Consider the following 23381-nt stretch of genomic DNA (forward strand, 5'->3'; position numbering starts at 1 on the left):
CGATGACGGCCACGGTGGTCAGCTCGGTGACGTGTCCTGTTCGTACCGGGCCGTGCAGACGCCGTTCTCCCAGGCCCAGGCGGCGATCTCCACCCGGTTGCGGGCGGCGAGCTTGCGCTGCACGCTGCCCAGGTGCGTCTTGACCGTGGACAGGCTGACGTGGAGCAAGGTCGTCAGTTCCTCATTGGTGTGACCGCGGGCCACGAGCCGTACCACGTCCACCTCACGTGCCGTCAGCGGAAGCCGGCGCACCGTCGCACGGCTGCTCGGCCGTCCGCCCCGGCCCGTCGCGCGGACCCGCGCCCCCGCCGCGCCGGGCGACGCCGGCGACCCGGCCCCCGCCGCCGCGTCCGCCATGTGCCGCAGCAGCCGGACCGTGACCGAGGGCGAGATGAGGGCGTTGTCGGCGGCCACGGCCCGGACCGCCTCGACGAGCAGCGCGGGGGAGCCGTCCTTGAGCAGGAAGCCGCAGGCCCCGTTGCGCAGCGCCCGGTACACGTACTCGTCCAGGTCGAAGGTGGTGGCGATGAGCACCCGCAGCGGGTCGTCCGCCTCCGGCCCCGCGAGCAGCCGGGTCGCCTCCAGTCCGTCGAGGCCCGGCATCCTGATGTCGAGCAGGCACACGTCGGGGCGCAGCCGCCGGGCCTCCCGGACCGCGGTGGTCCCGTCGGCCACCGAGGCGACGATCTCCATGTCGGGCTGTGAGCCGAGAATCATTCCGTAGGCCGAGCGGATCATCTGCTGGTCGTCGGCGATGAGGATGCTGATCGTCATGCGTCCAGGGTGGCAGTCGCGGGCCCGTCCGTGCGGTCGGGGAGCGGGCCGGGCAACGGGATACGGGCCTCGACGGTCCACCCGACACCCGGTCGCGCCTGCGCGGTGACGGTCCCGCCGACCATGGCGGCGCGTTCGGACAGCCCGACCAGGCCGTAACCGGAGCGTGCCGCACGCGGCCCGCGGGCCGGGCCGTCGCTCCCGGTCGTGGAGCGGGCGGCGGGTCCTGCGGCGTCCGGTCCGTCGTCGGTCACCGACACCCGTACGGCCGGGCGGGCGGTGTCGCCGTCCACCCGCACGTCGACGGTGACCGCCGTCGCACGGCCCGCGTGCTTGCGGACGTTCGTCAGCGACTCGCGTACGACGTGGTGCACGGTGGTGGCGATGCCGGGCGGCAGGCCACCGGCGGCGAGGCGCGGATCGAGGGTGAGCGTGGTGGCCGGACCCGCCGCCGCGAACCGTGCCGTCAGGGCCCGCAGGTCCCCGAGGCCGCCACCCGGCTCCGCCGTGGACGGCGTCCCGTCCGGACTGCGCAGGACCGCCACCATGCCCCGCATCGACTGCATGGCCTGCGAGCCGGCCTCCTCGATGGCCGCGAGCATGCCGTCCAGTTCCTCGGGGCCCGGTGGGCGGCCGGCCGCCGTCGCGAAGCGCACGGCTTTGGTCTGGGCGATGATCGCGGTCACGTGGTGGCCGACGAAATCGTGCAACTCCCGTGCGTAGTCGAGGCGTTGTGCCTGGAGTCCGGCTTCGTGCTGCTGGGCCCGGTACCGGTCGAGCAGCCGCAGGTACAGGCCCAGCACCGCCGCCAGGGTGGCGGCGAACCAGAGGGCCGGGACCACCAGCGACCCCGTCGGACCGTACTCGGCCGACGGCAGTCGCAGGATGATCACCGTCAGGGCGACCAGCGCTCCCCCGGCCAGGGCCGCGGCCCGCAGCGGCGGACGCAGCCGCACGGTACGGACGACGAGCAGCAGGAGAGCGCACGACTCGACCGTGCCGAAGGTCACCTCGGGCCGGGCGGCCACCCGGCTGTTCACCAGGGTCACCAGGCAGGACGCGCAGATCCCCGCGGCGGCCACCGCCCCGAAGCGGTCACGGCGCACGGCGACGGCCGCCAGGACGAGACCGCCGGACAGCGTCCAGGCCGCGGCCAGCGGTACGGAACCGGTGTCCGCGCCCTCGGTCGCCACCGCGGCCAGCAGCAGCACCGCCACGCACACCGCTGCGATCCGCCGCGTGCCGCCCGCCGGGACGTCGAAGAACTGGTTCATGACGATGCAGGTTACGGGGGTTCCGCCGTCCTCCGCCTCGGCCGTTCGGCCGAGGCGGAGCGGTCACCGGTGACGGCATTCGGTCGTCCGGCTGATCCGCCGCGGCCCGGGCTCGGCCCAGGATCGGGGCGTCCGTCTCCGCACGGCGTCGTCTCCCGGCGCCCGCAGCGCTGGAAGGCCCCATGTTCCGTACCGTCGTCCGTTCCCTCCACCGCGACCGGCACCGTTTCGTGCTGCCCGCGCTGGCCGTGCTGATCGGGGTCGCCTGTGTCAGCGGCTCGCTGCTGTACACCCAGGCCCAGTCCCGGGCCGCCGCGCTCCTCCAGCGGGCCTCCCGCCCGGACGTCTCGGTGGAGGTACGCCCGGTGGACCCGGGCGGCCCCGGGCCCGGCGAAGCGGCAGCCGCGCCGGACGAGGCGCTGCGGGGGCGGCTCTCCGCACTGCCCGGCGTGGCCGCCGCGCGGGGCACCTCGCAGGGCACCGCCTTCCTCGTGGCGCGCGACGGCACCTTGGTGGGGCAGGCGTCCGCCGCGGCCGGCGTGGACTTCGTACCGGACCGGCGCGGAGCCGATCCCCGCTACCCCCTGACGAGCGGTCACGGCCCGCACGGCCCCGCCGAGGTGGCCGTCGACGAGTCGGCCGCCCGGCGCGGCGGGTACCGCGTCGGTGACCGGGTGCGGATCGTCGTCGCCGGCGAGGTCCGCTCGGCCCGGCTGACCGGTGTCTTCACCGTGCACGACCCGCGGGTCGCGGCCGGCGGCACGCTCGTCGCGTTCGACCGGCCCACCGCACTGGACCTCTTCGCGCCGGCGCCGGGTCAGTACCGGTCGGTGACCCTCACCGCCGGCACCGGCACCTCCGCCGCGGCGCTCGCCGAGCGGGTCGCGCGGGTCCTGCCGTACGGTCTGGAGGCGGTCCCCCGGGCCCAGCTGGACGCGGAGGCCGCGGCGGCGCCCGACCGCAAGAAGCTCGGCACGCTCCTGCTGCTCTTCGCGGGCATCGCCCTGTTCGTCTCCGCGTTCCTGGTGGGCAACACCTTCACCATGCTGAGCGCCGTACGCGCCCGCGAGCACGCGCTGCTGCGTGTGGTGGGGGCGAGCCGTGGCCGGGTGCTGCGGACGGTGCTCGGCGAGGCGGTCCTCCTGGGCGCCCTGGCGGCCACCGCCGGTTACGCGGTCGGCGTCGGCGTGGCCGCCGTGCTGACCCGGCTGTTCGCGCCGTCCGCCGGTGCCGCGGTACCGGCGGCGCCGGACGTGCTCTCCCCCCTCCCGATGCTGACGGCCCTCGGCGTCGGTGTGGGCCTGGCCGCCGCCGCATACGTCCCGGCGCTGCGGGCCTCCGCCGTCGCCCCGATCGCGGCGCTGCGCACCGAACTCCCCGCCGCGGCCGGGAAGTCGACGCGCCGCGACCTGGCCGGGCTCGGCGCCACCGGCGCGGGCGCGCTGCTGCTCGCCGCCGGGGGCGATCTCGCGGTCCTGGCCCTCGCCCTGCCGGTGCTGCTGGCCGGGCTGATCCTGCTCACCCCGCGGATCGCGCAGCTCCTCGGCGGCGCGCTGCGGGGCCCGCTGCGGCGCCTGGCCGGCGTGCGCGGAACGCTGGCGCTGGCCAACGTGTGCCGCAATCCCCGGCGCACCGCCGCGACCGCCGGGGCGCTCACGGTGTGCGCGGCGCTCGTCAGCGCGGTCGCCGTGGCGCTGTCCTCGCTGGGCGCCACGGCGGGACGGGACGCCGAGGCGGCCATGCCGACGGACCTCAGGATCACCGCGGTGGACTTCGCGGAGATCGGCGCGGACACGGCCGCGAAGGTGGCGCGGCTGCCGCACGTGGCCGCGGTCAGCTCGGTGCGCGAGGCCGGGTTCCGCCTCCCCGGCGATTCCGCGCTGTGGACCGCGGTCGTCGACCCCGACGCCGTGGGCAAGGAGCGTCTCGCCGACCTGACCGTGCACGCAGGCAGCCTGGACGACCTGTCCCGGGGCATCGCGGTCACCCGGGACCTGGCCGCGGAACACGGCTGGCGGCTGGGCGACCTGGTCACCGGCGAGGAACTGACCGACGAGGGAGCGCCGGACGGCCGCAGGCTGCGCCGCAGGGTCGTCGCGATCTACGACGGTCCCGAAGTCCTCGGGCCCGCCCTGCTCCCCGAGAGCGCCGTGACCGGAGCCGGTCCGGCGGGCGGCGGCCAGGTGACCTCGGTGCTGGTGCGCTCCGCACCGGGACACACGCCGGACCTGAAGGAGGAGATCCGCCGGGCGCTGCACAATCCGGTGCTGCTGGTGCAGGACCGGGCGGACGCGGGACGCGACGCGTCCGCGGGGTACGGCCCGCTGCTGTCCGTCCTGTACGCGATGCTCAGCGTCACGGCCGTGATCGCGGCCCTGGGCGTGGCGAACACCATGGGCATGGCGGTGTTCGAGCGGACGCGCGAGATCGGTCTGCTGCGCGCGGTCGGTCTCGACCGCGCGGGTGTGCGCTCCCTGCTGCGGCTGGAGTCGGTGGTGGTGTCGTCGCTGGGTTCCGGGCTGGGCATCCTGGCGGGCGGTGCGGCAGGGGCGGCGGCGGTGGCCGGCCAAGGGGGCGCGGTGATCTCGGTGCCGTGGGCGTCCCTGCTGGTGGTCTTCGCCGGGGCGGGAGCCGTCGGTGTGCTCGCCGCGCTCGGCCCCGGTGTGCGGGCGGCGGCGGTCCCGGTGCCGCAGGCGGTCGGCGGCGAGGTGGGGTGAGGGCCCCTCGCCGTCAGCGCCCTCGCCGTCGTCCGTACCCATCCGCGACCGCCGCCCGCCGCACGTACCCGTCCGCGCCGTCCGCCGTGCGTACCCGTCCGCGCCCGTAGCAACGACCGCTCGCCGCGCCGGAGTCGGCCGGCGGGCCTGCTCAACCGGCGGCCGGATGCGTCTCGGGACGGGGCAGCGGCAGAGCCGCCGCCTTGGAGCGCATCTCCGCGGCGCGTGCGATGCGGAGGACGCTGAAGAGTTCGGCGGCCCGGGTCCAGCTCGCCCTGGCCTGCTCGGTGTCGCCACGCTCCAGGTGCGCGGCGGCGAGGTAGTCCAGTGCCTCCGCCTGGCTGTACGGGTCGTCGACCGCCTCGAAGATCCGCAGCGCCTGGCGGTGGCCGGCGAACGCGGCGTCGAGATCGCCCAGGCACTGCTGGGCGTAGCCGATGTTGCTCCAGGCCACCCCCTGGTTACGGCGGTCCCCGACCTCTCCCAGGACGCTGAGCGCCTCCTCGCACAGGGCGATGGTCCGGCGGTGGTCGCCGAGCATGGCGAGGACCCAGCCCAGCTGGGTCAGTGCGAGGCCGGTCTCGTGGCGCTGGCCGAGCGTACGGGCGATCGACAGGGCCCTGCGGCCGTGCGGCAGCGCCTCCGTATAGCGTTTCTGGTGGGCGCGCGCCCAGCTGACGCTCCGCTCGGCACGGGCCTGGTGCTCCAGCGGGATCCGGTGCAGATGGTTGAGGATCAGGGCGACCGGCTCGTCGGCCAGCCCGAGTTGGCCCGTCTCGCACAGCGCACGCGCCAGCTGCCTGCCGCTCGTCACGACGGCGACCGGGTCGTCGAGCACGAGGGCCGCGTCGAGACCGATGCGGGAGGCCCAGATCTCCTCGGTCCAGCGGCCCGCGACCGCGTTGTAGGCCATCCATTCCTGGGTGACGTTGATGCGGTGGCCCAGCAGCCGGGGATCCACCAGCAGGCGCACGGCGGCGGCAGCGACCGACTCCTCCTGGCGGAACCAGTCCAGCCCTTCCTCGCGGCTGTCGATCGCGACCTGCACCGCTCCCGCCACCGGCGCAGGGGTCGGTTCGGACGTGAACTGGGTGGCGAACCGGTTGGCCGTGCGGGCGTTGTGGTGCAGGTAGTCCAGCAGGCGCGTCTCGGCGGCCAGGCGGTCGTCGTCCTCCTGCTCCATGAGTTCGACGCCGTAGGCACGGACCAGGTCGTGCAGCACGTAGTGGCCCTCGGCGTCCCGGGACAGCAGGCTGGCCGAGATCAGCTCGCGCAGATGCCTGCGGGCCGCCGGCAGTTCCACGCCCGCGAGGGAGGCCGCGGCCTCGGCGGACACCGCCGGGCCGGGGTGCAGGGCGAGGTGCCGGAAGAACCGCGCGGCCTCCTCGGTGAGCGCCCGGTACGACCAGGAGAACACGGCCCGGACGTCGACCCGCCGGTCGTCGGCCGTCAGCGCGTCCAGCCGGGGCCGGGCCTGGCGCAGCTCACGGACGCCCAGCCGCAGCGGCATCCCGGGAGCCGTGCTCAGCTGCGCGCCGACGACCGCGACGGCCAGCGGCAAGTACCCGCACAACGCGACCAGTTCGGCGGCGGCCTCGGGCTCCGCCCAGCACCGCTCCTGGCCGATCCGCGCCGCCAGCGCGGCCACCGCCTCGATCGGCGTCCACACCTCCAGGCCGATCGGCGAGGCCCCTTCGCGGGCGACCAGACCGGACAGCCGGTTGCGCGAGGTGACGATGGTGAGGCATCCCGCGGACGCCGGCAGCAGCGGTCTGACCTGCTGCGAGTCCCGGGCGTTGTCGAGTACGACGATCAGCCGCCGGGACGCGGTCCGTTCTTTGAACAGTGCCGCCCGCTCCTCGGTACCGGACGGGATCTCGCTGCTGGGCACCCCCAGCGCGCCCAGGAACCCCCCGAGGGCCTCCCCGGGCTCCAGCGGCCGGCCCGAGTCCTCGAAGCCCCGCAGGTTCACGAACAGCTGGCCGTCCGGGAAATGCTCCGCGACCTCGTGCGCCCAGTGCACCGCCAGCGTCGTCTTCCCCACGCCGGCCATGCCCGCCACCGCGGCGATCACGACGTGTCCGCCGCCCACCGCGGCGCTCTGCCCGGTGACCCCGTGGGCGGCCCGCAGCGCCTCCGTGCGACCGCGGAAGACGGCGGGGTCGGGCGGCAGTTGCTGCGGCACCTGCCGCACCCGCCGCACCGACGCCTGGACCAGGTGCCGGCGTGCCTCCTCGTCCAGCTCAAGGGCGTCCATCAGGTCGCCGAGGGTCGCCTGCCGGGGCAGGCTGCGTCCCCGCTCCATGTCGCTGATCGCCCGGACGCTCACCCCCGAGACCCCGGAAAGGTCCTCCAGCGTCAGCAGCGACCGCTGCCGTGCCTCACGCAGCAGCCGGCCGAACACCCGCTTGTCCATCCCCGTCCTCCCCCGGTACCGCCGACGAGACCCATGGCCCGCCGCACGTCAGAACGCGGCACAAACCTAACAGTCCGGGATCGAACGCACTCACACACATCTCACACGTTGGACGGTACCGAGGGGGCGACACCTGCGGCACCGAAGCGGCGACACCCGCGGCACCGAGGGGCGACACCCCCTCATCACACCTTCAGTCTCTCGGCCAGTTGGGTACGTGAGGTGACACCCAGCTTCGGGAAGATCTGGTACAGGTGCGAGGCCACGGTACGGGGGGACAGGCGGAGTTGTTCCCCGATGGCCCGGTTGGACAGGCCGCGGGCGGCGAGGCGGGCAATGGTGAGTTGCTGCGGCGACAGCACGCGGGAGACCTCGTCGCCGGTGGGTTCGGATTCCGCTTCCGCCCCGCCGGTCGCCCTCAGTTCCAGGGCCGCCAGCTCGGCGCGGGTGCGGGCACCGAGCGTCCGGAAGACGTGCTCGGCCGTGGCGAGCGGCCCCCGCGACTCGACGACGCGGCGCCCGCGCCTGAGCCACGCGCCATAGCTGAACTGGGTCATGCCGTACAGCAGGGGCCATTCCTCGGCCGCGTCGCCGAGCGCCTCGCGGTAGCGGGCCTCCGCTTCCTCGTCCGGGGCGAGGGCCGCCTCGGCATAGGTCAGGACCTGTGCGAGCAGCGGCCCGCGCCCGGTCCTGGTCAGGCTCTTGACCTGGGCGACGACGGACCGGGCGTCGGCGAGCCGCCCCGCGGGCCGCGCCGCCTCCACCAGGAAGGCGAGTCCCCACAGCTGCTCGAAGGAGTACGGCGTCGTCAGCTCGGTGAACATGGAACGCAGATGGGCGTAGCCCTCGGCGTACCGTCCGGTGCCGGACGCCGTCAGCGCGCGGGTGAGTGCGGCCAGGCGGAGCTGTTTGCCGTGACCGAGGTGCAGGGACGCCTCCTCGACCTCCGCGGCGCACTCCAGCGCCTTGTCGTGCCGGCCCTTCAGCGCCTCGATGACGCCCTGGGCTCCGGTCGCCCTCGCCGCCCACCGCGTCTGTCCGGTCCGCGCGGCGACCGTCCGGGCCTCCTCGGTCATCGCCTCCGTGCTCTGCCACTGGGTGGCCAGCCAGACCTCCACCAGGGCCCGCGCGACGAGGATCTGCGGCAGTTGCAGGTGCCGTCCGGCGGCACGGACGTCCGTCTCCGCCTCCTTCAGCAGCAGCGCCGCCCGGCGGAGGTCGCCCGTGAGGTGTGCCGTCTGGCCGAGCAGGAACCGGTCGGCCGGTCCCGGGGCGGGGTGCGGGGAAACCCGGCTCACCGCCAGCGGATCGACCAACGCCATCAGGGCGAGATCTCGTGCGTTCCACGGGCGCGGGCGCAGGTCCTCGACCGCCTCGGCGACCGTGCGCCGTTCGGCGGGCCCGGCCTGTTGCCACCAGCACCTGCCCGCCGCGGCGTGCAGCAGTTTCTGTGCCAGGTCGGGATGGGAGGCGGCGACGGCGCGCGCCGCGGAGCAGAGTTCGGGTATCCGGTCCCGGCCGACGGAGGAGGTGCTCGGCATCAGATCGTGCAGCCACAACTGCACGGCACGACCGTATTCCCCGAGTCCGGGGACGTCGATCCCCCGGGCGTACCGGCGGGCCTGCTCCTCCAGACCGTGGTACGACGCCAGTTCGGCGGCGCGCTGCAACCGGCACCCGGCCCGCTCCGCGTCCGCGGAGAGCCGCGCCGCGCACTCCAGCGCGGCCAGGCAGGTCAGCACCGCCGGGCCCTGGCAGGCCCCGTCCGCCAGGGCGTCCAGGCGTGCGGCGAGTTCTTCCTCGGCGCCGGCCGTGCACTGGGCCGTGTGCCAGGCCGCGTGGAGCGGGCTCGTGACGCTCTGCCCGAGCGCCGCGTGGGCGGTCATCCGGCGCGCCGCGGACTCCAGGTGGAGGACGGCGACCCGCAGCAGCGGCTGGGCGAAGCGCAGGCGGTCGCCGCGCTCGGCAACCAGCCCGCGCCGCACGGCCTCGGCCAGGCCGCTCCGGGCCGCGGTGGCGCCGTCCAGCAGGCGGGTGCCGGCGCCGAGCACGTCCTGGGTCAGCGGCGACATGCTCAGGGCCGCGACGAGCAGCACGTCGCGGGCCGGTGCCGACAATGCGGCGAGGTCGTCCGCGTACGCCTCGGCCAGGCGCGGCGTGGCCGGCAGCATGCCGAGGCCCGCCGCGTCCATGAGACCGGTGCCGTTGAGCGACAGTTCGGTGAGCGCGAGCGGGTTCCCCGCCGCCACGGCGAGGACGAGTTCCTGTTCGGCGTACGAGGTGACCCGCCCGGACCGTTCGACGAGTTCGCGGGCCTGCGGAGGCGAGAGCGGCCCCAGTGTGACGGTGAGCGCGTCCGGCGCGAGCGGGCCGGCGGGTTGCGTCCGCTGTGCGACGATCATCCCCACCTGTGTGCCGCCGCAGCGCCGGGCCATCTCGCCCACGGTGTCCCGGCTCGCGGCATCGAGCCGGTCGAGGTCGTCCACGCGGACGAGGACCGGCCCCGGTGTCGTCGCCAGCAGCCGCAGCGCGGCCTCGGCCAACTGGTGGGGCGCGGGCCCGGCGGCGCCGCCGAACGCCTCCTCCAGCACCGAGCGGTCCTGGTCCGGCAGGTCGGTCAGCCGGTCCAGAAGAGGATGGAGGAGGCCGTGCAGCGCGGCGTGCCGCAGTCCGCGTTCGGCCGGGGCCCAGGCGGTCGACAGGACGGGCACTCCCCGCCGCTCCGCCTCCGTCCCGGCGCACCGCAGAAGGGCCGTCTTCCCCGTGCCGGCGTGCCCGCTCAGGTGGAGCACCCGGCCGCCGCCGGGCAGCGCCGCCAGCAACGCGGCCACCAGTTCCTGTGCGGACCCGCGGCCGACCAGGGACCTGTCGCCCGACCACATGTGTGTGCTCACCTCGTGCTCTTCCCCGACCGTCCTCGGACCGGCAGCGGGTGTGTCACCACCTGACGAGGTGAACACGCGGAGACCCGATCCGGGTGGCACGGAGGGTTGCCCCGGGACTGACGTGTCCGTCCCGCGCGCCGTCGTACGACGGCGATGCGCTCCGTCCTGAGATATGGGTGTGATTTTAACATCCGGCCGCGGAGCGGCGGGCGTGACGACAGGCCCGGGGCCCGCACCGCGGCGGGTGCGGCAGGCCCCCGGGGCCTCTCCCACCGGGGCGCTCCGAGGTGCGTCCGGGTCCCGGTGCGACCTCAGCCGCGAGGGCGGTCCGCGGTGGGAGTGTGTCCCGGGTCGGCTCCGGCGTAGAGGTCGCGGATGCTGACGTCGGCCCCGTGTTCCAGACGGCGGAACACCCAGTCGATGGGGTGGCATTCCCGGGTGTCGGGCAGTTCCACGACGAGCGGGACGGTGTGCTCGTCGTCGGGCGCCCGGCGCCAGGCTCCGCCCGCGTGCCGGGTCAGGATCTCGCCGACGTAGCAGCCGAAGCCGACGAGGGAGTCGGCCATTTCCTGCCCTGTGGCGCCGTCGGTCCGGAAGCCGTCGACGATGTCCTCCACCAGACCGATGCTGTCGGGGCTGTAGTCCAGCCGGGCGTAGCTGATGTCGGCTGCGGCCTCGACGATGGCAGCCGCACGGCGAGGCGCGCTGTCAGGCTCCACGGGGTAGTTCAGATGCAGCTGCATGTTCGTCCTCGGACCGTTGCCGTCAGTGTCTTCGAGGCTAGCCGGAGAACATCCGTGTGAACATGTCCTTTTGGTCTCGGCGGGTTGCCCGAACAGACACCGCGCGGCCAGGTCTCCACGTGTTCCGGTTGCGTGGTCCGGGCCGGCACGGCCGGCTCCGGCACCGCACACGCAAGTTCCCCGCCCGCTCGACACATGTGCCGCCTCTCCGTGACGGGTGGCGTCGGCCGATATGCCCGGGGTGGCACACACACATGAAACCGGACCCCAGGGTCCGGTACTATCGCATTACCGGACCCTGGAGTCCGCTACTTCTGCTTCCCTCCCCCGCACCGAACCGAAGGGACACCCCGCGATGAATCACGCGCGTATCAGCGAAGCCCTCCGGGCCCTGGTCTTCGAACCGGACCCCGACGTGCCGCTGCACGAAGTCCTGGACCGCTACTACGCCCCGGACTACACCCACCGCAGCGACGGCAGGACGATGGAACGCGCCGAGTTCACACAGCTGGTCGCGCGCATCAGGACCCAGGTCACGGCGGGCACGGTGACCGTGCTCGACGAACTGCGCGACGGCTCCGCCTACGCCGAGCGCCATGTCTTCCGGATCACCCTGCGGGACGGCTCGGCCCAGCACCGGGAGATCGCCGTCTTCGGCACCCTCGCCGAGGACGGCCGCTTCCGCCACCTGAGCGAGACCGGCTTCGACACCGCCCCCGACGAGACCCGCTGATCCCCCGACGATCGGAGTACGACATGCCCCGCCTGACCGACCCGGATCCCGCCTCGTTCCCGGCGGAGGTCCGCGAACTTCTCGACGCCCTGCCGCCCGACCCGATGGTCAGGATGATGTCCCACTCGGCGGGCACCGTGCAGCCGTTCGTCGGCTTCGCCAGAACGCTGTTCACCTCGCTGGAGCTGGGGGACCGCGCACGCGAACTGGTGATCCTCGCCGTGGCCCGGTACACCGGCAGCACCTTCGTCGAGGCCCAGCACACCCCCATGGCGGAGGCCGCGGGGGTCGACGAGCGGACCCGGCGGCTCATCCGCGACGGACAGCTCGACAGCCCCGACCTCTCGCCCGCCGACCGCGCCCTGCTCCGGTTCACGGCCGAGGTGGTCCAGTGGCCCCGCGTCCACGACGAGGTGTTCGAGCGGGCCCGCACGTTCCTCACCGACCGCGAGCTGGTCGAGGTGCTTCAGGTGATCGGCTACTACTGGTCGTTCGGCCGGATCTCCACCGTGCTGGACATCGAGGTGACCAAGGTCTACGGCGACGAGCAGGTGCTGAACACCCCGGACGGCAGCGCCTCCCGCTGAACTCCGGCCCGAGCCAGCCAAGCGGTCGGCTCGGACCGGTGCGGCGTGGGGCGTAGGGCATAGGGCATAGGGCATAGGGCGCAGGGCGCAGGGCTACGGGATGGTGGCGGGCACCCGGTGGCCGCGGAAACCGGACCTGGCCTCGGTGCCGCTCTGCCGCAGGCCGTCCCGCCGGAGGAACGCGTCGGCGGAGACCGGCCCGTGGCGGACACACTCCCGTACGGAGCCTGCCGGCCACGGGCCGGGGGATCCGGCTACTCGCCGGTGCGGCCGGTTCGCAGCGGGACCTCCTTGATGAACAGGGTCACGAGGAAGGCCACGAAGGCGACCGGGGCGACGTACAGGAAGATGTCGCCGATCCCGTGCCCGTAGGCGCTCTCCAGCCAGACGCGGACCGGACCGGGCAGCAGACGCAGATCGGGCAGGTCACCTGTGCCCTGGGCACTCGCCGCCGTCGCCTGGTCCCGCGGTCCGAGCCGCCCGATCGTCTCCCGTGCGTAGTGGCTGATCCGGGCCGACATGACGGAGCCGAGCACCGAGACGCCCACCGCGCCACCGAGCGACCGGAAGAAGGTCACCACGGAGGACGCGGCCCCCAGGTCGGTCGGGGCGACCTGGTTCTGCGTGCAGAGCACGAGGTTCTGCAACGTCATGCCGACACCGAGGCCCATCAGCGCCATGCAGAGCGCGATCTGCCAGTACGGGGTGTCGTGGCGGAGCATGCCCAGCAGGCCGAGGCCCGCCGTCAGCAGCGCGCCGCCCGCCAGCAGCCACCCCTTCCACCTGCCGGTCCTGGTGATGATCTGGCCGGAGACCGTCGACGAGATGAACAGCCCGCCGATGAACGGGAAGGTCATGACACCCGATCGCGTCGGTGAGTCACCGCGCGCCAGCTGGAAGTACTGGCTGAAGAAGACGGTGCCCGCGAACAGCGCGACACCGACGAACAGCGAGGCGATCGAGGCGAGGAGAATGGTGCGGTTGTGGAACAGGCGCAGCGGAATGATCGGCTCGCGGGCCTTGGTCTCGACGAACAGGAAGACCAGCGCCAGCGCGATCGCGCCGCCGACCATCGTGTACGTCTGCCAGGACAGCCACGCGTACTTGTCGTCGGCGAAGGTGACCCAGAGCAGCAGCAGGCAGACGGACGCGGTGACGAAGAAGGCACCGGCCCAGTCGACCTTGGCCTCGCGTCTGAGGACCGGCAGGTTCAGCGTCTTCTGCAGCACGACCAGCGCGATCAGGGCGAAGGGCACACCGATGAAGAGACACCAGCGCCAGCCGAGCCAGCTGGTGCCGGTGATGACACCGCCGAGCAGCGGACCGCCGACGGTGGCGACGGCGAAGGTGGCGCCCAGGTAACCGGAGTAACGGCCCCGCTCCCGCGGGGAGATCATCGCGGCCAGGACGATCTGTGACAGCGCGGACAGGCCGCCACCGCCCAGGCCCTGGATGACCCGGGCGCCGATCAGCGTGGCCGGGTTCTGCGCCAGACCGGCCGCCACGGAACCGAGGACGTAGATGATCAGGCTCGTCTGGACCAGCGTCTTCTTGCTGAACAGGTCCGCGAGTTTGCCCCACAGGGGAGTCGACGCCGTCACCGCCAGCAGGGCCGCGGTCACGACCCAGGTGTAGGCGCTCTGGCCGCCGCCGAGATCGCTGATGATCTCGGGCAGGGCGTTGGTGACGACGGTCGAGGACAGGATGGCGGCGAACAGGCCGAGCAGCAGCCCGGACAGCGCCTCCATGATCTGCCGGTGCGTCATGTCCGCGGCGGAGGAGTCCCCTTCGTGCTCCTCGTGCACCCGCACACCGCCTGGTGTGGTCGTAGCCATGGGCTTCCTTCGCTTGATTCGCTTAAGTGGTGATCGCGGACGGGCGGGTGGTCCGGCCGTCCGCGGACGGTGCGGCGGACGGGGCCGGCTCGCTCCAGGAGTCGTCGAAACTCGCCCGGAGCCGGCACATGAGTCGCGCCAGCTCGCCGACCTCGTCGTCGGTCCAGTCGCTCAGCCGGCGGGCGAGCAGCCGAGCGGTCCGTCCGTGCAGTTCGCCGAGTCGGTACCGGCCCTCGGGCGTCAGACGCAGGATGCGCGACCGCCCGTCCGCCGGGTCGGGAAAGCGGTCGATCAGGCCCCGCCCGACGAGCTGCCCGACCTGCCGGCTGGCGACCGACATGTCCACCGCGAGCAGGTCCGCCAGCTCACCGATGCGCAGGTCGCCGTAGCGGCTGAGCAGCGCCAGCACGGCGACGGAGCCGTTGGAGCAGCCGTCGGGCAGGATGCGGCCCAGCTCCCGCCGCACCGCGCCGAAGGCGCTGAACTGGCGGACCAACTCCTCGTACCGCGCCGTATCGGCCATGTCCGCCTCCAATGTCATTGCTTCAAGCAACCATTCATATGAGCGCCGCAGGCAAGCTGTCAGGTGCCTGAGGACGCATTCTCACCAAGACACCTATCCTCCCGTGATACATGTGCCAGAAAACACATACCGGCGCACGTGTGATGTGTCGGTGACGCCGGACATCGGGACGGCCTTTCGTCGGTCGTGGCCACGTCCGACGGGTCGGACCCGAGCGGTGCGGATGGCACGGGCGCCAGGGCCCGCCCCGCGGACCGGGCCCTGACCAGTGTCAACGAGCCTGCTGCCGCGCACATCCGTCGAATGACTGCGTCGCGCGGGCCGGACACCGCCGGTCGCTGCGTCGGACTACTGTCCCGTCCCGCCCGGCGCCCCGCCTGCCGCACCAGCCCGCCGCGGCCGTAACACGTGTGTACAGCACCCGGCCTCCGCGGCGGGGCCCGCCAAACACATCCCCCGAGATCCGTACGGTGGCACCGCTTAGACTGGTGAACACATGTCTCTTCCAGATACCTCCCTGTGCCCCGATCGGAGGCCGTCGATGACGCAGAGCGCACCTCGCGCGTTGCGGTGCGACGCGCAGTTGAACCGCACCCGCATCATCGAGTTCGCGCGCGAGACCTTCGCGGCGACGCCCGGGGCGACGCTGAAGGCGATCGCCCGGGGCGCCGGAGTCGGCCAGGGGACGATGTACCGCCACTTCCCCACCTCCGACCATCTGCTGCTGGCGGTCTACTGGGCCGAGATCGACGAACTGGTCGACGCGGCCCCGCGTCTGCTGGAGCGGCACGAGCCCGTCCTGGCGCTGCGGCTGTGGCTTCAGCGGCTGGCCGGCTACGGCGGTCTCGGCACGGCGGTGTCCCGGGCCGTGGCGGCCGCCACCCGCGCGGACCCGGACAGACCCGCCTACCAGCAGATCAGTGCCGTGCTCGACGAGTTGCTCACCGCGTGCAGAAGGACGCACCGGCTGCGGAACGGGGTCACCGCGCACGAGGTCCTGCTCCTCATGTCGTACGTCTGGGCCGCCGAGGGCGGGGCCGACCGGCCGGGCGGACCCGACACCGGCCTCCTGGACGTCGTGATGGACGGCCTGTGCGGCCGGACCAACCACTGACGGGCCGCCGGAGCGCCTCAGTTGCTTTCCCCCTGACGGGCCCGCCAGGTCGCGCCAAAGTTGCTTCCCGCCTGACGGCCCGCCAGGTCGCCACCATTACTTCCCGCCTGACGGCCCGCCCGTTCGCGTTCGTGCCACCCGGTGTGGCCGTCGAAGGCAGGCGGATCGACCTTCCTGAGTTCGTCGGCCGGCACGCTGAGTTCGGCCAGCGGGCGCTGTGAGAGCAGGGCCGAAATCTGGCTCAGCGGGTCGGCCATCGCGTCACGGGGCAACAGCCACCACCACCGCGCTATCCCGCGCTGCGCGGCGGCAGCCGCCGTGTGATCCGGTCGAACAGATCCGTCAGCGGCTCGCTGACCTCCCGGCCGAACTCGGTCAGCCCGTAGGTGACCTGGGGCGGCGTCGTCGGCTCGACCTCCCGCCAGACCAGGCCGTCCTGGACCAGCGCGCGCAGCGTCTGGGCGAGCATCTTCTCGCTGATGCCCTGGATGCTCTCGCGCAGCTCATAGAACCGGAGGTCGTTGCTCCGCAAGGAGATCAGTACCCAGATGCCCCACCTGCTGGTCACGTGGTCGACCACATCACGCGCGGGGCAGTCAGTGTGAAACACGTCATACCGCTCCGCCGACCCGACCTGCCTGCGCTGCACGCCTCCCACCATGCCATGAGCTTACCTCAAGGTATGTCCTTACCAAGAGTTAGCCCCTTCTCCTAGCGTGATGGCCACAGAGAACATCCGACAAGGAGCTGATCATGATCACGGTGACCGGGGCTACCGGGAACATCGGCCGACCGCTGACGCAGGCGCTGGCCGAGGCGGGCCAGCAGGTGACGGCGGTGTCACGGCACACGGCAGCGGTGCCGAACGGCGTCCGCCACGTGGTGGCCGACCTGGCCGAGCCGGACAGCCTCAAGCCCGCGCTGGCCGGGGCGAAGGCGCTGTTCCTGCTGCTCTCCGGCGACTTGCACGCCACCGGAGCCAGCCCTGCCGACATCATCGCCGAAGCTGCGGGCAGCGGCGTCCGCCGGGTCGTCCTGCTCTCCACACTGGGCGTGGTGACCAGGCCCTTCGGCCCGACACGGATCGCGATACGCGCACTGGAGGACACGTTGCGGGAGTCCGGCCTGGAGTGGGCCATCCTGCGGCCGGGCGGCTTCGCCTCCAACGCCCTGTGGTGGGCCGAGTCCGTCCGCACGCACCAGGGCGTCGCCGCGCCCTTCGGTGACGTCGGGGTGCCGATCATCGACCCGGCGGACATCGCCGCGGTCGCGGCGGCCTGCCTGCTGGAGGACCGGCACACCGGCGGCGTGTACGAGTTGACCGGCCCGGAGGTGATCACTCCGCGTCAGCAGGCGGAGGCCATCGCCGCCGCGCTGGGTTCGCCGGTGAGGTTCCACGAACTCACCCGCGACGAGGCCAAGGCCGCCATGACCCAGAGCATGCCGGCGGAACTCGCCGACGACACCCTGGACATCCTCAGCTCCCCGACCCCGGCCGAGCAACGCGTCAGCCCGGACGTCCAGCAGGTCCTCGGCCGCGCCCCGCGCCCCTTCGCCGACTGGGCCGCCCGCAACGTCGCCGCGTTCCGCTGAAGTACCCATGTCCGATGCGGACATGACGCGATGATGATCGTGACGCGTCGGCGAACCGCTCGGCAGGCCGGTGTGGAACGGCGGCCGAGCGGATTCGGGCGAGTGCGCAGGTCAGGAGTTCTCAGCGCCCGCGCCTGCCGGAAGGGCCGGGTTGGGGAGGCGATCCGACCCCTCCTCCCCGACCTCGCCCGTGCTGTGGTCCGGCCGACGATCCCTGAACGTACGTGGCGTCCCGGCCCGGGACGCCACTCGGGCTGTACGCGGCGATGGCCGAGGCGATCCGCTGCTGTGATGCGGCAGGCGACAGAGATCCGGGCGGTGACTGAATCTGAAAGTCGTTGGCGAGAGTAGCGGTGAACGCCTCCCGGCTCAGCGTGAGGCCGTACTGCCGACCTTGCTCGCGACTGTTGCTGTCACGGTGGTCGGTCGTGCGGGTGATGAAGTGCGTCAACTCGGCGATACCGTCCATGGCCCGCATGCGAGCGGCAGCCTCTTGCAGCGTGATGGGCGGTATGGGTGCCGGGCGCTCTGGGAGCGGTTCAAGATGGTGCTGTGCCTCCGCACGGAGGTCCCGCCCGTCGGCCACGGCCTCAACGACGGCAAAGCCCTCCTGGATGTTGTCGATCCCGTAGGTTTCCGGGGACGTGACGGTCGGGTTCAGGGGCCAGGTGTCCACATGCGCCGACTCCGGGCGGTTCGGTGGCCCGATGATTACCATTCCGTGCTCCCCCGGGACGTTCGCCATCGTCACGTGGGTGCCCGGCATGGTCCTCATCGCCTCCGTGAAGGCATAGGCGCTGTGCTCGTTGCAGGTGCCGGTCCCGAAGCGAGCGCCGATGACGGCGGATTGGGCGGCCTCCATCTCCTCCGACTCGACGGGCAGCATATAGTTGTCGTCCGTTACGTACTCCGCGTAAAGGTCGTAACTCTGGCCACCGCTCCTGGCGTAGTCGACGATCTGGTTACTTCTGTAGGGGATCGCATCAACGGTACTGCGGGTAATCTGCTCACCGTATTCCCGGCGTGCCTGGTGCAGCTCGTCCTGCTGTCCGGGGATCGACTCGAAACGAGCGAGGTGATCGCGCAGGCCGCTGGCGGCAGCCGGGGCGTCCGGGCGTGTGCTCTCCGCGTACGCAATGACTCCCGAGAGCGTTGAGACCACTGCTGCGCGGTCCTGCTGCTCGTATGCACGCAGCTGCTTGAATCTCTCGTTGCCCGCCGGGTCCTGCTCGGTCCACCCGATCCCCCTGCCCCGGTATTCGTTCAATTCGACAAGTCTGCCGGCGGCGTCGGTGAAAAGGGCGATCTGGGATTCGTCGTAGCCGAAGTTCCGTTGCTGTTGTGCGACATAGTCGCGAGTAGCCGGAAGTGTGTCACGGTCAGCGTCCAGACGTCTTTGCATGACGTCCATCTCTTCCGGAGTCCTCACGGTCGCTTCCTCTCGTATCGGCTGGCGCACAGACACTACGGGTGGAGGCTTCCTGCGGTTCACCGCTGTGGCTGGCCTCCCGCACCGGTCCGGTCCGGTCCCGGAGCAGGAGGCCCGCCGGCTGCCGGGTCAGCGGAGCTTGCGGAACGTCGTCCGGAGGTCCGAGGTGAACGCCTCGGGGTTCTCGTAGTGGACGAAGTGGCCGCCCTTCCTGTGGGCGTTGACGTTGACCACGTTGAAGGAACCGCGCGTGGGACCGTTCTCGAAGTGGGCGATGCGGTCTTCGACGGTGTTGACGCCGGGCGGGTAGGCGTCGCCGAGGAGGAAGGTGAAGCCGGCCGGGGGCTCGACGACGGGCTGACGGTCGTGCGAGGGCACCCACGGGTAGCGCGCGGCGTTGCGGTACATGCGGATGGACGAGCCGATGGACTGGGTCACCCAGAAGGTGGTGGCCTGGGTGAGGATGAAGTCACGGGGGAAGTTCGCGTCGAAGTCGCCCCGCTTGTCGCTCCACTTCTTCCACCGCTGCAACAGCCAGGCGAGCATGCCGACGGGCGAGTCGTTCAGACCGTGGCTGAGGGTGGACGCGTCCAGCATGTGGACGGCGACGTGTGAGGCGTACGTCCTGACGAAGTTCTCCAGGCCCGCCCGCAGCTCCGGCGAGGCGTCCTCGGGAATCCGGGCGCCGTCGGTCAGGTCCCAGAACCGCTCGTTGGCGAACTGGCCCGGGGGCAAGTCGTGACCGTAGTGCAGACCGATGATGCTGTCGCCGTACTTGTGGCCGAGCGCGCTGGTGACGAGCGCGCCGTAGTCGGAGCCCGCCACCGCGTACTTCTCATGCCCCAGGACCTCGGTCATGAGGCTGTGCATGATGTCGGCGATCTTCCAGTAGTTCAGGTCGCCCCTGCCGACGGGGGTCGACCAGGCGAAGCCGGGCAGGTCCGGGATGATGACGTCGAACGAGTCGGCCGGGTCGCCACCGTGGGCGGCGGGGTCGGTCAGCGGGCCGATGAGCGAGTAGCTGAACTCGCCCGGCCACGGCCAGCCGGGGAGGACGATGAGCGGGATCGGGTTCGGGCCCGTGCCGCGCTCGTGGACGAAGTGCACGGGAGCGCCGTCGATCTCGATCTTGTGCTGGTCGAAGGAGTTGAGCCGCTGCTCCTGCGCACGCCAGTCGAAGCCGTCCGCCCAGTACTCCACGAGCGGCTTGAGGTAGGCGGTGCTGATCCCGTAGTACTCCTCCTCGTTGTCCAGGTCGTCGAAGAAACGGGTCCGCTTCAGGCGGTCCTTGAGATCGTCCAGGACGTCCTGGGACACATTGATCTTGTACGGTTCCAGCGCGCTGGTCTTGCTGTCGTCACTCACGGCGAGGCTGCTTTCGGGTAGGGGTGCGATGAGGGCTGAGAGAGGAACTGCCGCCCCGGGCAGGTGTCATCGCCTGCCGGACTGCTGGACCTGCCAGATTTGCCGGACTGCCAGATTTGCCAGGCTGCCGGGCTGCCGGGCTGCCGGGCTGCCGAAGGCGGGACGCGGCGTGGCGTGGCGTGGCCACGGCCGGCGCCGTCGGTCGAGGTGTCGGGCGAAGTGTCGGGCGAGGCGTGGGGCGGGTCGCGGACGCGTGGCCGCAGGCGTCGACCGGTCAGTCGGTGAAGTCCAGGCGGAGCCGGGTCTGCTTGAGTTCGGCGATGTACCAGGAGCCGTCGGTCTTGACGAAACGTGCGTGGTAGTGGCCGAAGCCGTGCATGCCCCGGAAGTGAATGGCCTCGGAGAGTTCGGCGTCCGCGGGCCGGGTGACGATGTCCTCCATCGCCCATACACCGTGGGCGGTGGTCGCCGAGTCGACGTCGATCTCGTCGGAGAACAGGTGGTGGACCAGGGTGACACCGGGGCCGCCGCTGGCGCCGACCGTGGCGGCGATCTTTTCCCGGCCCGCCATCCGGAGCCACACCGAACCGTCGGGCTTGTGCGGCGTGAAGGTGCCGTCGGGTGTGAACAGGTCCGCCAGGTCCTGCCAGCGTTGGTGATCCGCGTAGCGGACGTAGCGCGCCATCAGGCGGCGAAGATCCTCGGTGATGCTCAGGCGCTCAGTGGTATCCATCATCAATCGTCCGTCGTCCTTGCTCCAGTGAGGCAGACGGTCGTGCCACCGATCCGGCAGTCCGGCGATCCGGCGGTCCGGCGGTCCGGCCGGATTCCTGACGCGGCCGAACCGTCCCGGGGCGGACATGTGACCGGGAGTCGACACGTATTCCGGTGTCGACATGTGTCCCGGTGGCGGGTCGTCGGTCGACCCGCTAGGCGATGAGAGATCACCGGAGAACCCGAGGTACCCGAGGAACCCGAGGACTTGGAAAGCCCGAGGACCCGGGGAACCGAGGTCCCGGAGGACTCCCATCTGGACCGTCTGGTCCATTCATTATGGAGTCCGATCGAATGGACCCGCAAGTCCAGAAGGAGTGAGGCCGATCATACTTCGGACCGTGCGGTCCAGTCACCGTCACTGGAGGACGAGCCGAGGGCCGGCGCAGGTCGGGCGCCACGCGCCCGGCCGCTGCCGCTGCCGCCCTCAGACCTACAGCCCCAGGTCAAGGGCGAGGCACGAGTAGTAGTTCCAGGCGCCTTCGGGGTTGTAGGAAGCCTTCGTTCCACCAGTCGGCTCGGCCTCCACCTCCTGGACCATCTCCTCGAAGCGGATGCGCTCGGGGAGCTTGCCGTACCGCGCGTGCCGTACCGCCGCGGCGGCGGCGTCCGTCGTCAGTGCCTCGTTCATGGCAGGTCTCCACTTCATCGGTGGGTGCTTCACGTCCTGTTCGTCACCCTGACGACAGTCAGCTTGCCCTCACATGCGTAACCTGTCAAGACGGTGACGTGAAGGGCTCGGCGTGCACCGGATCGACCTCGGATGGCCCGCGCCCTGAACACATGTGGGATGGGGTGCAACTCGAATAGGCCAGAAACCCGACACAGGCTTGACGGTTTCCGCCTGGAGCAGGCCAGTCTCGCCGGCCGCCGGCATCGGTCGGCGCTCAGTTTCCGCAGCCGTCGACAAGGGTCACGATCGCCATCTGGCATGACCCGCCTGATTCCTTCCCACTTGACGCATGCCCATATCGGAATACGATGGCCCCATGGCACGAGCAGCGACGACGTCGGACGTCTTCAACGCGATCGCCGAGCCGCAGCGCCGGGAGATCCTGGTACTGCTGCGGGCGGGTGAGCGGTCGGTGACCGAGTTGGCCCAGGAGTTGGGGATGACCCAGCCGGGGGCGTCCAAACACCTGCGGGTGCTCCGGGAGGTCGGGCTGGTGCGCGACCGCCAGGCAGGCAAGCAGCGCCTGTACGCCCTCGACGCCGGCGGGTTGCGGCCCGTCCACCAGTGGACCGGCGGTTTCGAGCAGTTCTGGAACGAGAGCTTCGACCGACTGGACGCCTACGTGCAGGACCTGAAGCAGACAAGGAAAGCGGAGTAGCTGATGAGCACGACAGAACAAGGAACGCCGGAGCAGTCGGCGACAGCCGACCGCGAGATCGTCATCTCCCGGATCATCGACGCCCCACGGGAGCTGGTGTTCGAGGCGTTCGCCGACGTCCGGCACCTGTCGCGATGGTGGGGACCGGATGGGTTCACCACCACCACGCGGGCGTTCGAGTTCCGCGTCGGCGGGGAGTGGGACTTCGTGATGCACGGACCGGACGGGACGGACTACCAGGAGTGGATCACCTGGACCCAGCTCGCCCCGCCGGAGCGGATCGCGTTGCTCCACGGCGAGTCCCGCGGCGACCCGAACGCCTTCGAGTCGGTCCTGACGTTCGAGCCCGACGGCACGGCGACCCGGATCGAGATGCGCACGCTGTTCCCCACCAAGGAGCTGCGCGACGAGGCGGTCGAGAAGTACCACGCGATCGAGGGCGGCCGGCAGACCCTGAGCAACCTGGCTGCGTACGTCACCGAGATCGTTCGGAACGGAGCGGAGCGCTGATGGCCGGGAAGGTGTTCTTCAGCGTGTCGATGTCGCTGGACGGGTTCATCGCGCCCGAGTCCTCCGAGGACCTGATGGGGCAGCAGTGGCTGGAACTACAGCAGTGGATCTTCCCGCTGCGGTTCTTCCGGGAGAACCTGAAGCTCGGCGAGGGCGGCGAGGAAGGGCGCGACAACGACATCGCGCGGGAGACGTTCCAGCGCACCGGGGCGAGCGTGATGGGTAAGCGCATGTTCGACGCCGGCGAGAAGATGTGGCCGGAGGAGGCGCCGTTCCACACGCCGGTGTTCGTCGTGACGCACGAGAAGCGTGACCCCTGGGAGCGGCCCGGCGGGACCACTTTCCACTTCGTCGACGACGGCATCGAGACCGCGCTCGACCAGGCCCGCGAGGCCGCCGGCGACCGCGACGTCCGCATCGCGGGCGGCGGCGCGACCATCCTGGAGTACGTGAACGCGGGCCTGATCGACGAGTTCTCGATCGCGCTGGCACCCGTGCTGTTCGGCTCCGGAATCCGCCTGTTCGAGGGCGTGGACGCGGGCCGCGTGGCCCTGGAGCCGGTCCGCGCGGAGCCCTCCCCAAGGGTGACGCACCTGACCTACACCGTCCGGGGGCGGTGACTGTCCCGACCTCAGCGCTCTCCCGCCGAGGTCAGCTGCCCGCGGACGGCCCGGCGCGCCCTGGCGGCGACGCCGGATGGCGGTACGTGCTCACCTACGGGGGCGGGGAGCCGGCCAGGTACGCCGACACGGTGTCCGAACGACCCGGAAGCCCCCGA

The 23381-nt window shown here is 71.8% G+C and carries 21 protein-coding genes; 8 read left to right on the plus strand and 13 right to left on the minus strand.

The window, feature by feature from the left end; translation table 11 throughout:
* Positions 1-18 precede the first annotated feature (18 nt).
* Both ACFY2B_RS04990 and ACFY2B_RS04995 read right to left on the minus strand, forming a co-directional pair.
* Positions 19-774 carry a response regulator gene (locus tag ACFY2B_RS04990; RefSeq protein ID WP_390761738.1) on the minus strand — a complete coding sequence of 252 codons (756 nt, stop codon included), beginning with the start codon at positions 772-774 and terminating at the stop codon, positions 19-21.
* Positions 771-2048, minus strand: a complete 1278-nt coding sequence (locus ACFY2B_RS04995) for a sensor histidine kinase (protein ID WP_390761739.1) — start codon at positions 2046-2048, stop codon at positions 771-773. The genes ACFY2B_RS04990 and ACFY2B_RS04995 overlap by 4 nt, the downstream gene beginning before the upstream one ends.
* Before the next feature lie 182 nt (positions 2049-2230).
* On the opposite strand from ACFY2B_RS04995, the gene ACFY2B_RS05000 reads away from it, so the two are divergent.
* A complete protein-coding gene (locus tag ACFY2B_RS05000; protein ID WP_390761740.1) occupies positions 2231-4765 on the plus strand; it encodes an FtsX-like permease family protein in 2535 nt (844 codons plus the stop codon).
* Between the two features lie 151 nt (positions 4766-4916).
* On the opposite strand, the gene ACFY2B_RS05005 is transcribed toward ACFY2B_RS05000, so the two are convergent.
* The 3 genes from ACFY2B_RS05005 to ACFY2B_RS05015 form a co-directional block, all read right to left on the minus strand.
* Entirely contained in the window at positions 4917-7181 is a 2265-nt protein-coding gene (locus ACFY2B_RS05005) for an ATP-binding protein (protein WP_390761741.1), read from the minus strand.
* A 185-nt stretch (positions 7182-7366) separates the two neighbouring features.
* The gene (locus ACFY2B_RS05010) at positions 7367-10075 is read right to left on the minus strand and encodes an AAA family ATPase (RefSeq protein WP_390761742.1); all 2709 of its coding nucleotides are present in this window, start codon (positions 10073-10075) and stop codon (positions 7367-7369) included.
* A gap of 302 nt (positions 10076-10377) precedes the next feature.
* The gene (locus ACFY2B_RS05015; protein ID WP_390761743.1) at positions 10378-10809 is read right to left on the minus strand and encodes a DUF3806 domain-containing protein; all 432 of its coding nucleotides are present in this window, start codon (positions 10807-10809) and stop codon (positions 10378-10380) included.
* A gap of 355 nt (positions 10810-11164) precedes the next feature.
* Between ACFY2B_RS05015 and ACFY2B_RS05020 the strand changes: the two genes are divergently transcribed.
* Together ACFY2B_RS05020 and ACFY2B_RS05025 are read left to right on the plus strand one after the other, a co-directional pair.
* Positions 11165-11542, plus strand: coding sequence for a nuclear transport factor 2 family protein (locus ACFY2B_RS05020; RefSeq protein WP_376522753.1), 378 nt, complete (start codon positions 11165-11167; stop codon positions 11540-11542).
* Between the two features lie 23 nt (positions 11543-11565).
* Entirely contained in the window at positions 11566-12129 is a 564-nt protein-coding gene (locus ACFY2B_RS05025) for a carboxymuconolactone decarboxylase family protein (protein WP_390761744.1), read from the plus strand.
* Positions 12130-12383: 254 nt separating this feature from the next.
* On the opposite strand, the gene ACFY2B_RS05030 is transcribed toward ACFY2B_RS05025, so the two are convergent.
* Entirely contained in the window at positions 12384-13964 is a 1581-nt protein-coding gene (locus ACFY2B_RS05030) for an MDR family MFS transporter (RefSeq protein ID WP_390761745.1), read from the minus strand.
* A 22-nt stretch (positions 13965-13986) separates the two neighbouring features.
* Entirely contained in the window at positions 13987-14487 is a 501-nt protein-coding gene (locus ACFY2B_RS05035; RefSeq protein ID WP_390761746.1) for a MarR family winged helix-turn-helix transcriptional regulator, read from the minus strand.
* Between the two features lie 541 nt (positions 14488-15028).
* Between ACFY2B_RS05035 and ACFY2B_RS05040 the strand changes: the two genes are divergently transcribed.
* Positions 15029-15601 carry a TetR/AcrR family transcriptional regulator gene (locus tag ACFY2B_RS05040; protein ID WP_390761747.1) on the plus strand — a complete coding sequence of 191 codons (573 nt, stop codon included), beginning with the start codon at positions 15029-15031 and terminating at the stop codon, positions 15599-15601.
* 17 nt (positions 15602-15618) lie between these two features.
* Here the strand turns inward: ACFY2B_RS05040 and ACFY2B_RS05045 are convergent, their stop codons facing one another.
* Entirely contained in the window at positions 15619-15858 is a 240-nt protein-coding gene (locus ACFY2B_RS05045; RefSeq protein ID WP_390761748.1) for a hypothetical protein, read from the minus strand.
* Between the two features lie 32 nt (positions 15859-15890).
* Positions 15891-16262 (minus strand): winged helix-turn-helix transcriptional regulator, encoded by a 372-nt coding sequence (locus ACFY2B_RS05050; RefSeq protein ID WP_390761749.1) that lies wholly within the window; start codon positions 16260-16262, stop codon positions 15891-15893.
* 92 nt (positions 16263-16354) lie between these two features.
* Here ACFY2B_RS05050 and ACFY2B_RS05055 point away from each other — a divergent pair, with 92 nt between their 5' ends.
* Positions 16355-17194 carry an SDR family oxidoreductase gene (locus tag ACFY2B_RS05055; RefSeq protein WP_390761750.1) on the plus strand — a complete coding sequence of 280 codons (840 nt, stop codon included), beginning with the start codon at positions 16355-16357 and terminating at the stop codon, positions 17192-17194.
* Between the two features lie 121 nt (positions 17195-17315).
* Here the strand turns inward: ACFY2B_RS05055 and ACFY2B_RS05060 are convergent, their stop codons facing one another.
* The 4 genes from ACFY2B_RS05060 to ACFY2B_RS05075 form a co-directional block, all read right to left on the minus strand.
* Positions 17316-18605 (minus strand): hypothetical protein, encoded by a 1290-nt coding sequence (locus tag ACFY2B_RS05060; protein ID WP_390761751.1) that lies wholly within the window; start codon positions 18603-18605, stop codon positions 17316-17318.
* A gap of 147 nt (positions 18606-18752) precedes the next feature.
* On the minus strand, positions 18753-19988 hold the full coding sequence (locus ACFY2B_RS05065) for an epoxide hydrolase family protein (RefSeq protein ID WP_390761752.1): 1236 nt from the start codon (positions 19986-19988) through the stop codon (positions 18753-18755).
* Positions 19989-20262: 274 nt separating this feature from the next.
* On the minus strand, positions 20263-20724 hold the full coding sequence (locus ACFY2B_RS05070) for a nuclear transport factor 2 family protein (RefSeq protein ID WP_390761753.1): 462 nt from the start codon (positions 20722-20724) through the stop codon (positions 20263-20265).
* A gap of 471 nt (positions 20725-21195) precedes the next feature.
* Positions 21196-21393 (minus strand): hypothetical protein, encoded by a 198-nt coding sequence (locus ACFY2B_RS05075; protein WP_376522733.1) that lies wholly within the window; start codon positions 21391-21393, stop codon positions 21196-21198.
* A 358-nt stretch (positions 21394-21751) separates the two neighbouring features.
* Between ACFY2B_RS05075 and ACFY2B_RS05080 the strand changes: the two genes are divergently transcribed.
* Genes ACFY2B_RS05080 through ACFY2B_RS05090 form a run of 3 tightly spaced genes read left to right on the plus strand, consistent with a single transcriptional unit; the run spans position 21752 to position 23223 of the window.
* Entirely contained in the window at positions 21752-22093 is a 342-nt protein-coding gene (locus ACFY2B_RS05080) for an ArsR/SmtB family transcription factor (protein ID WP_390761754.1), read from the plus strand.
* A 3-nt stretch (positions 22094-22096) separates the two neighbouring features.
* Positions 22097-22603, plus strand: a complete 507-nt coding sequence (locus tag ACFY2B_RS05085) for an SRPBCC family protein (RefSeq protein WP_390761755.1) — start codon at positions 22097-22099, stop codon at positions 22601-22603.
* Positions 22603-23223 carry a dihydrofolate reductase family protein gene (locus ACFY2B_RS05090; protein WP_390761756.1) on the plus strand — a complete coding sequence of 207 codons (621 nt, stop codon included), beginning with the start codon at positions 22603-22605 and terminating at the stop codon, positions 23221-23223. Before ACFY2B_RS05085 ends, ACFY2B_RS05090 begins: the two co-directional genes overlap by 1 nt.
* Positions 23224-23381: the final 158 nt, after the last annotated feature.

This window comes from Streptomyces sp. NPDC001270, assembly GCF_042896695.1.
Lineage (GTDB): Bacteria > Actinomycetota > Actinomycetes > Streptomycetales > Streptomycetaceae > Streptomyces.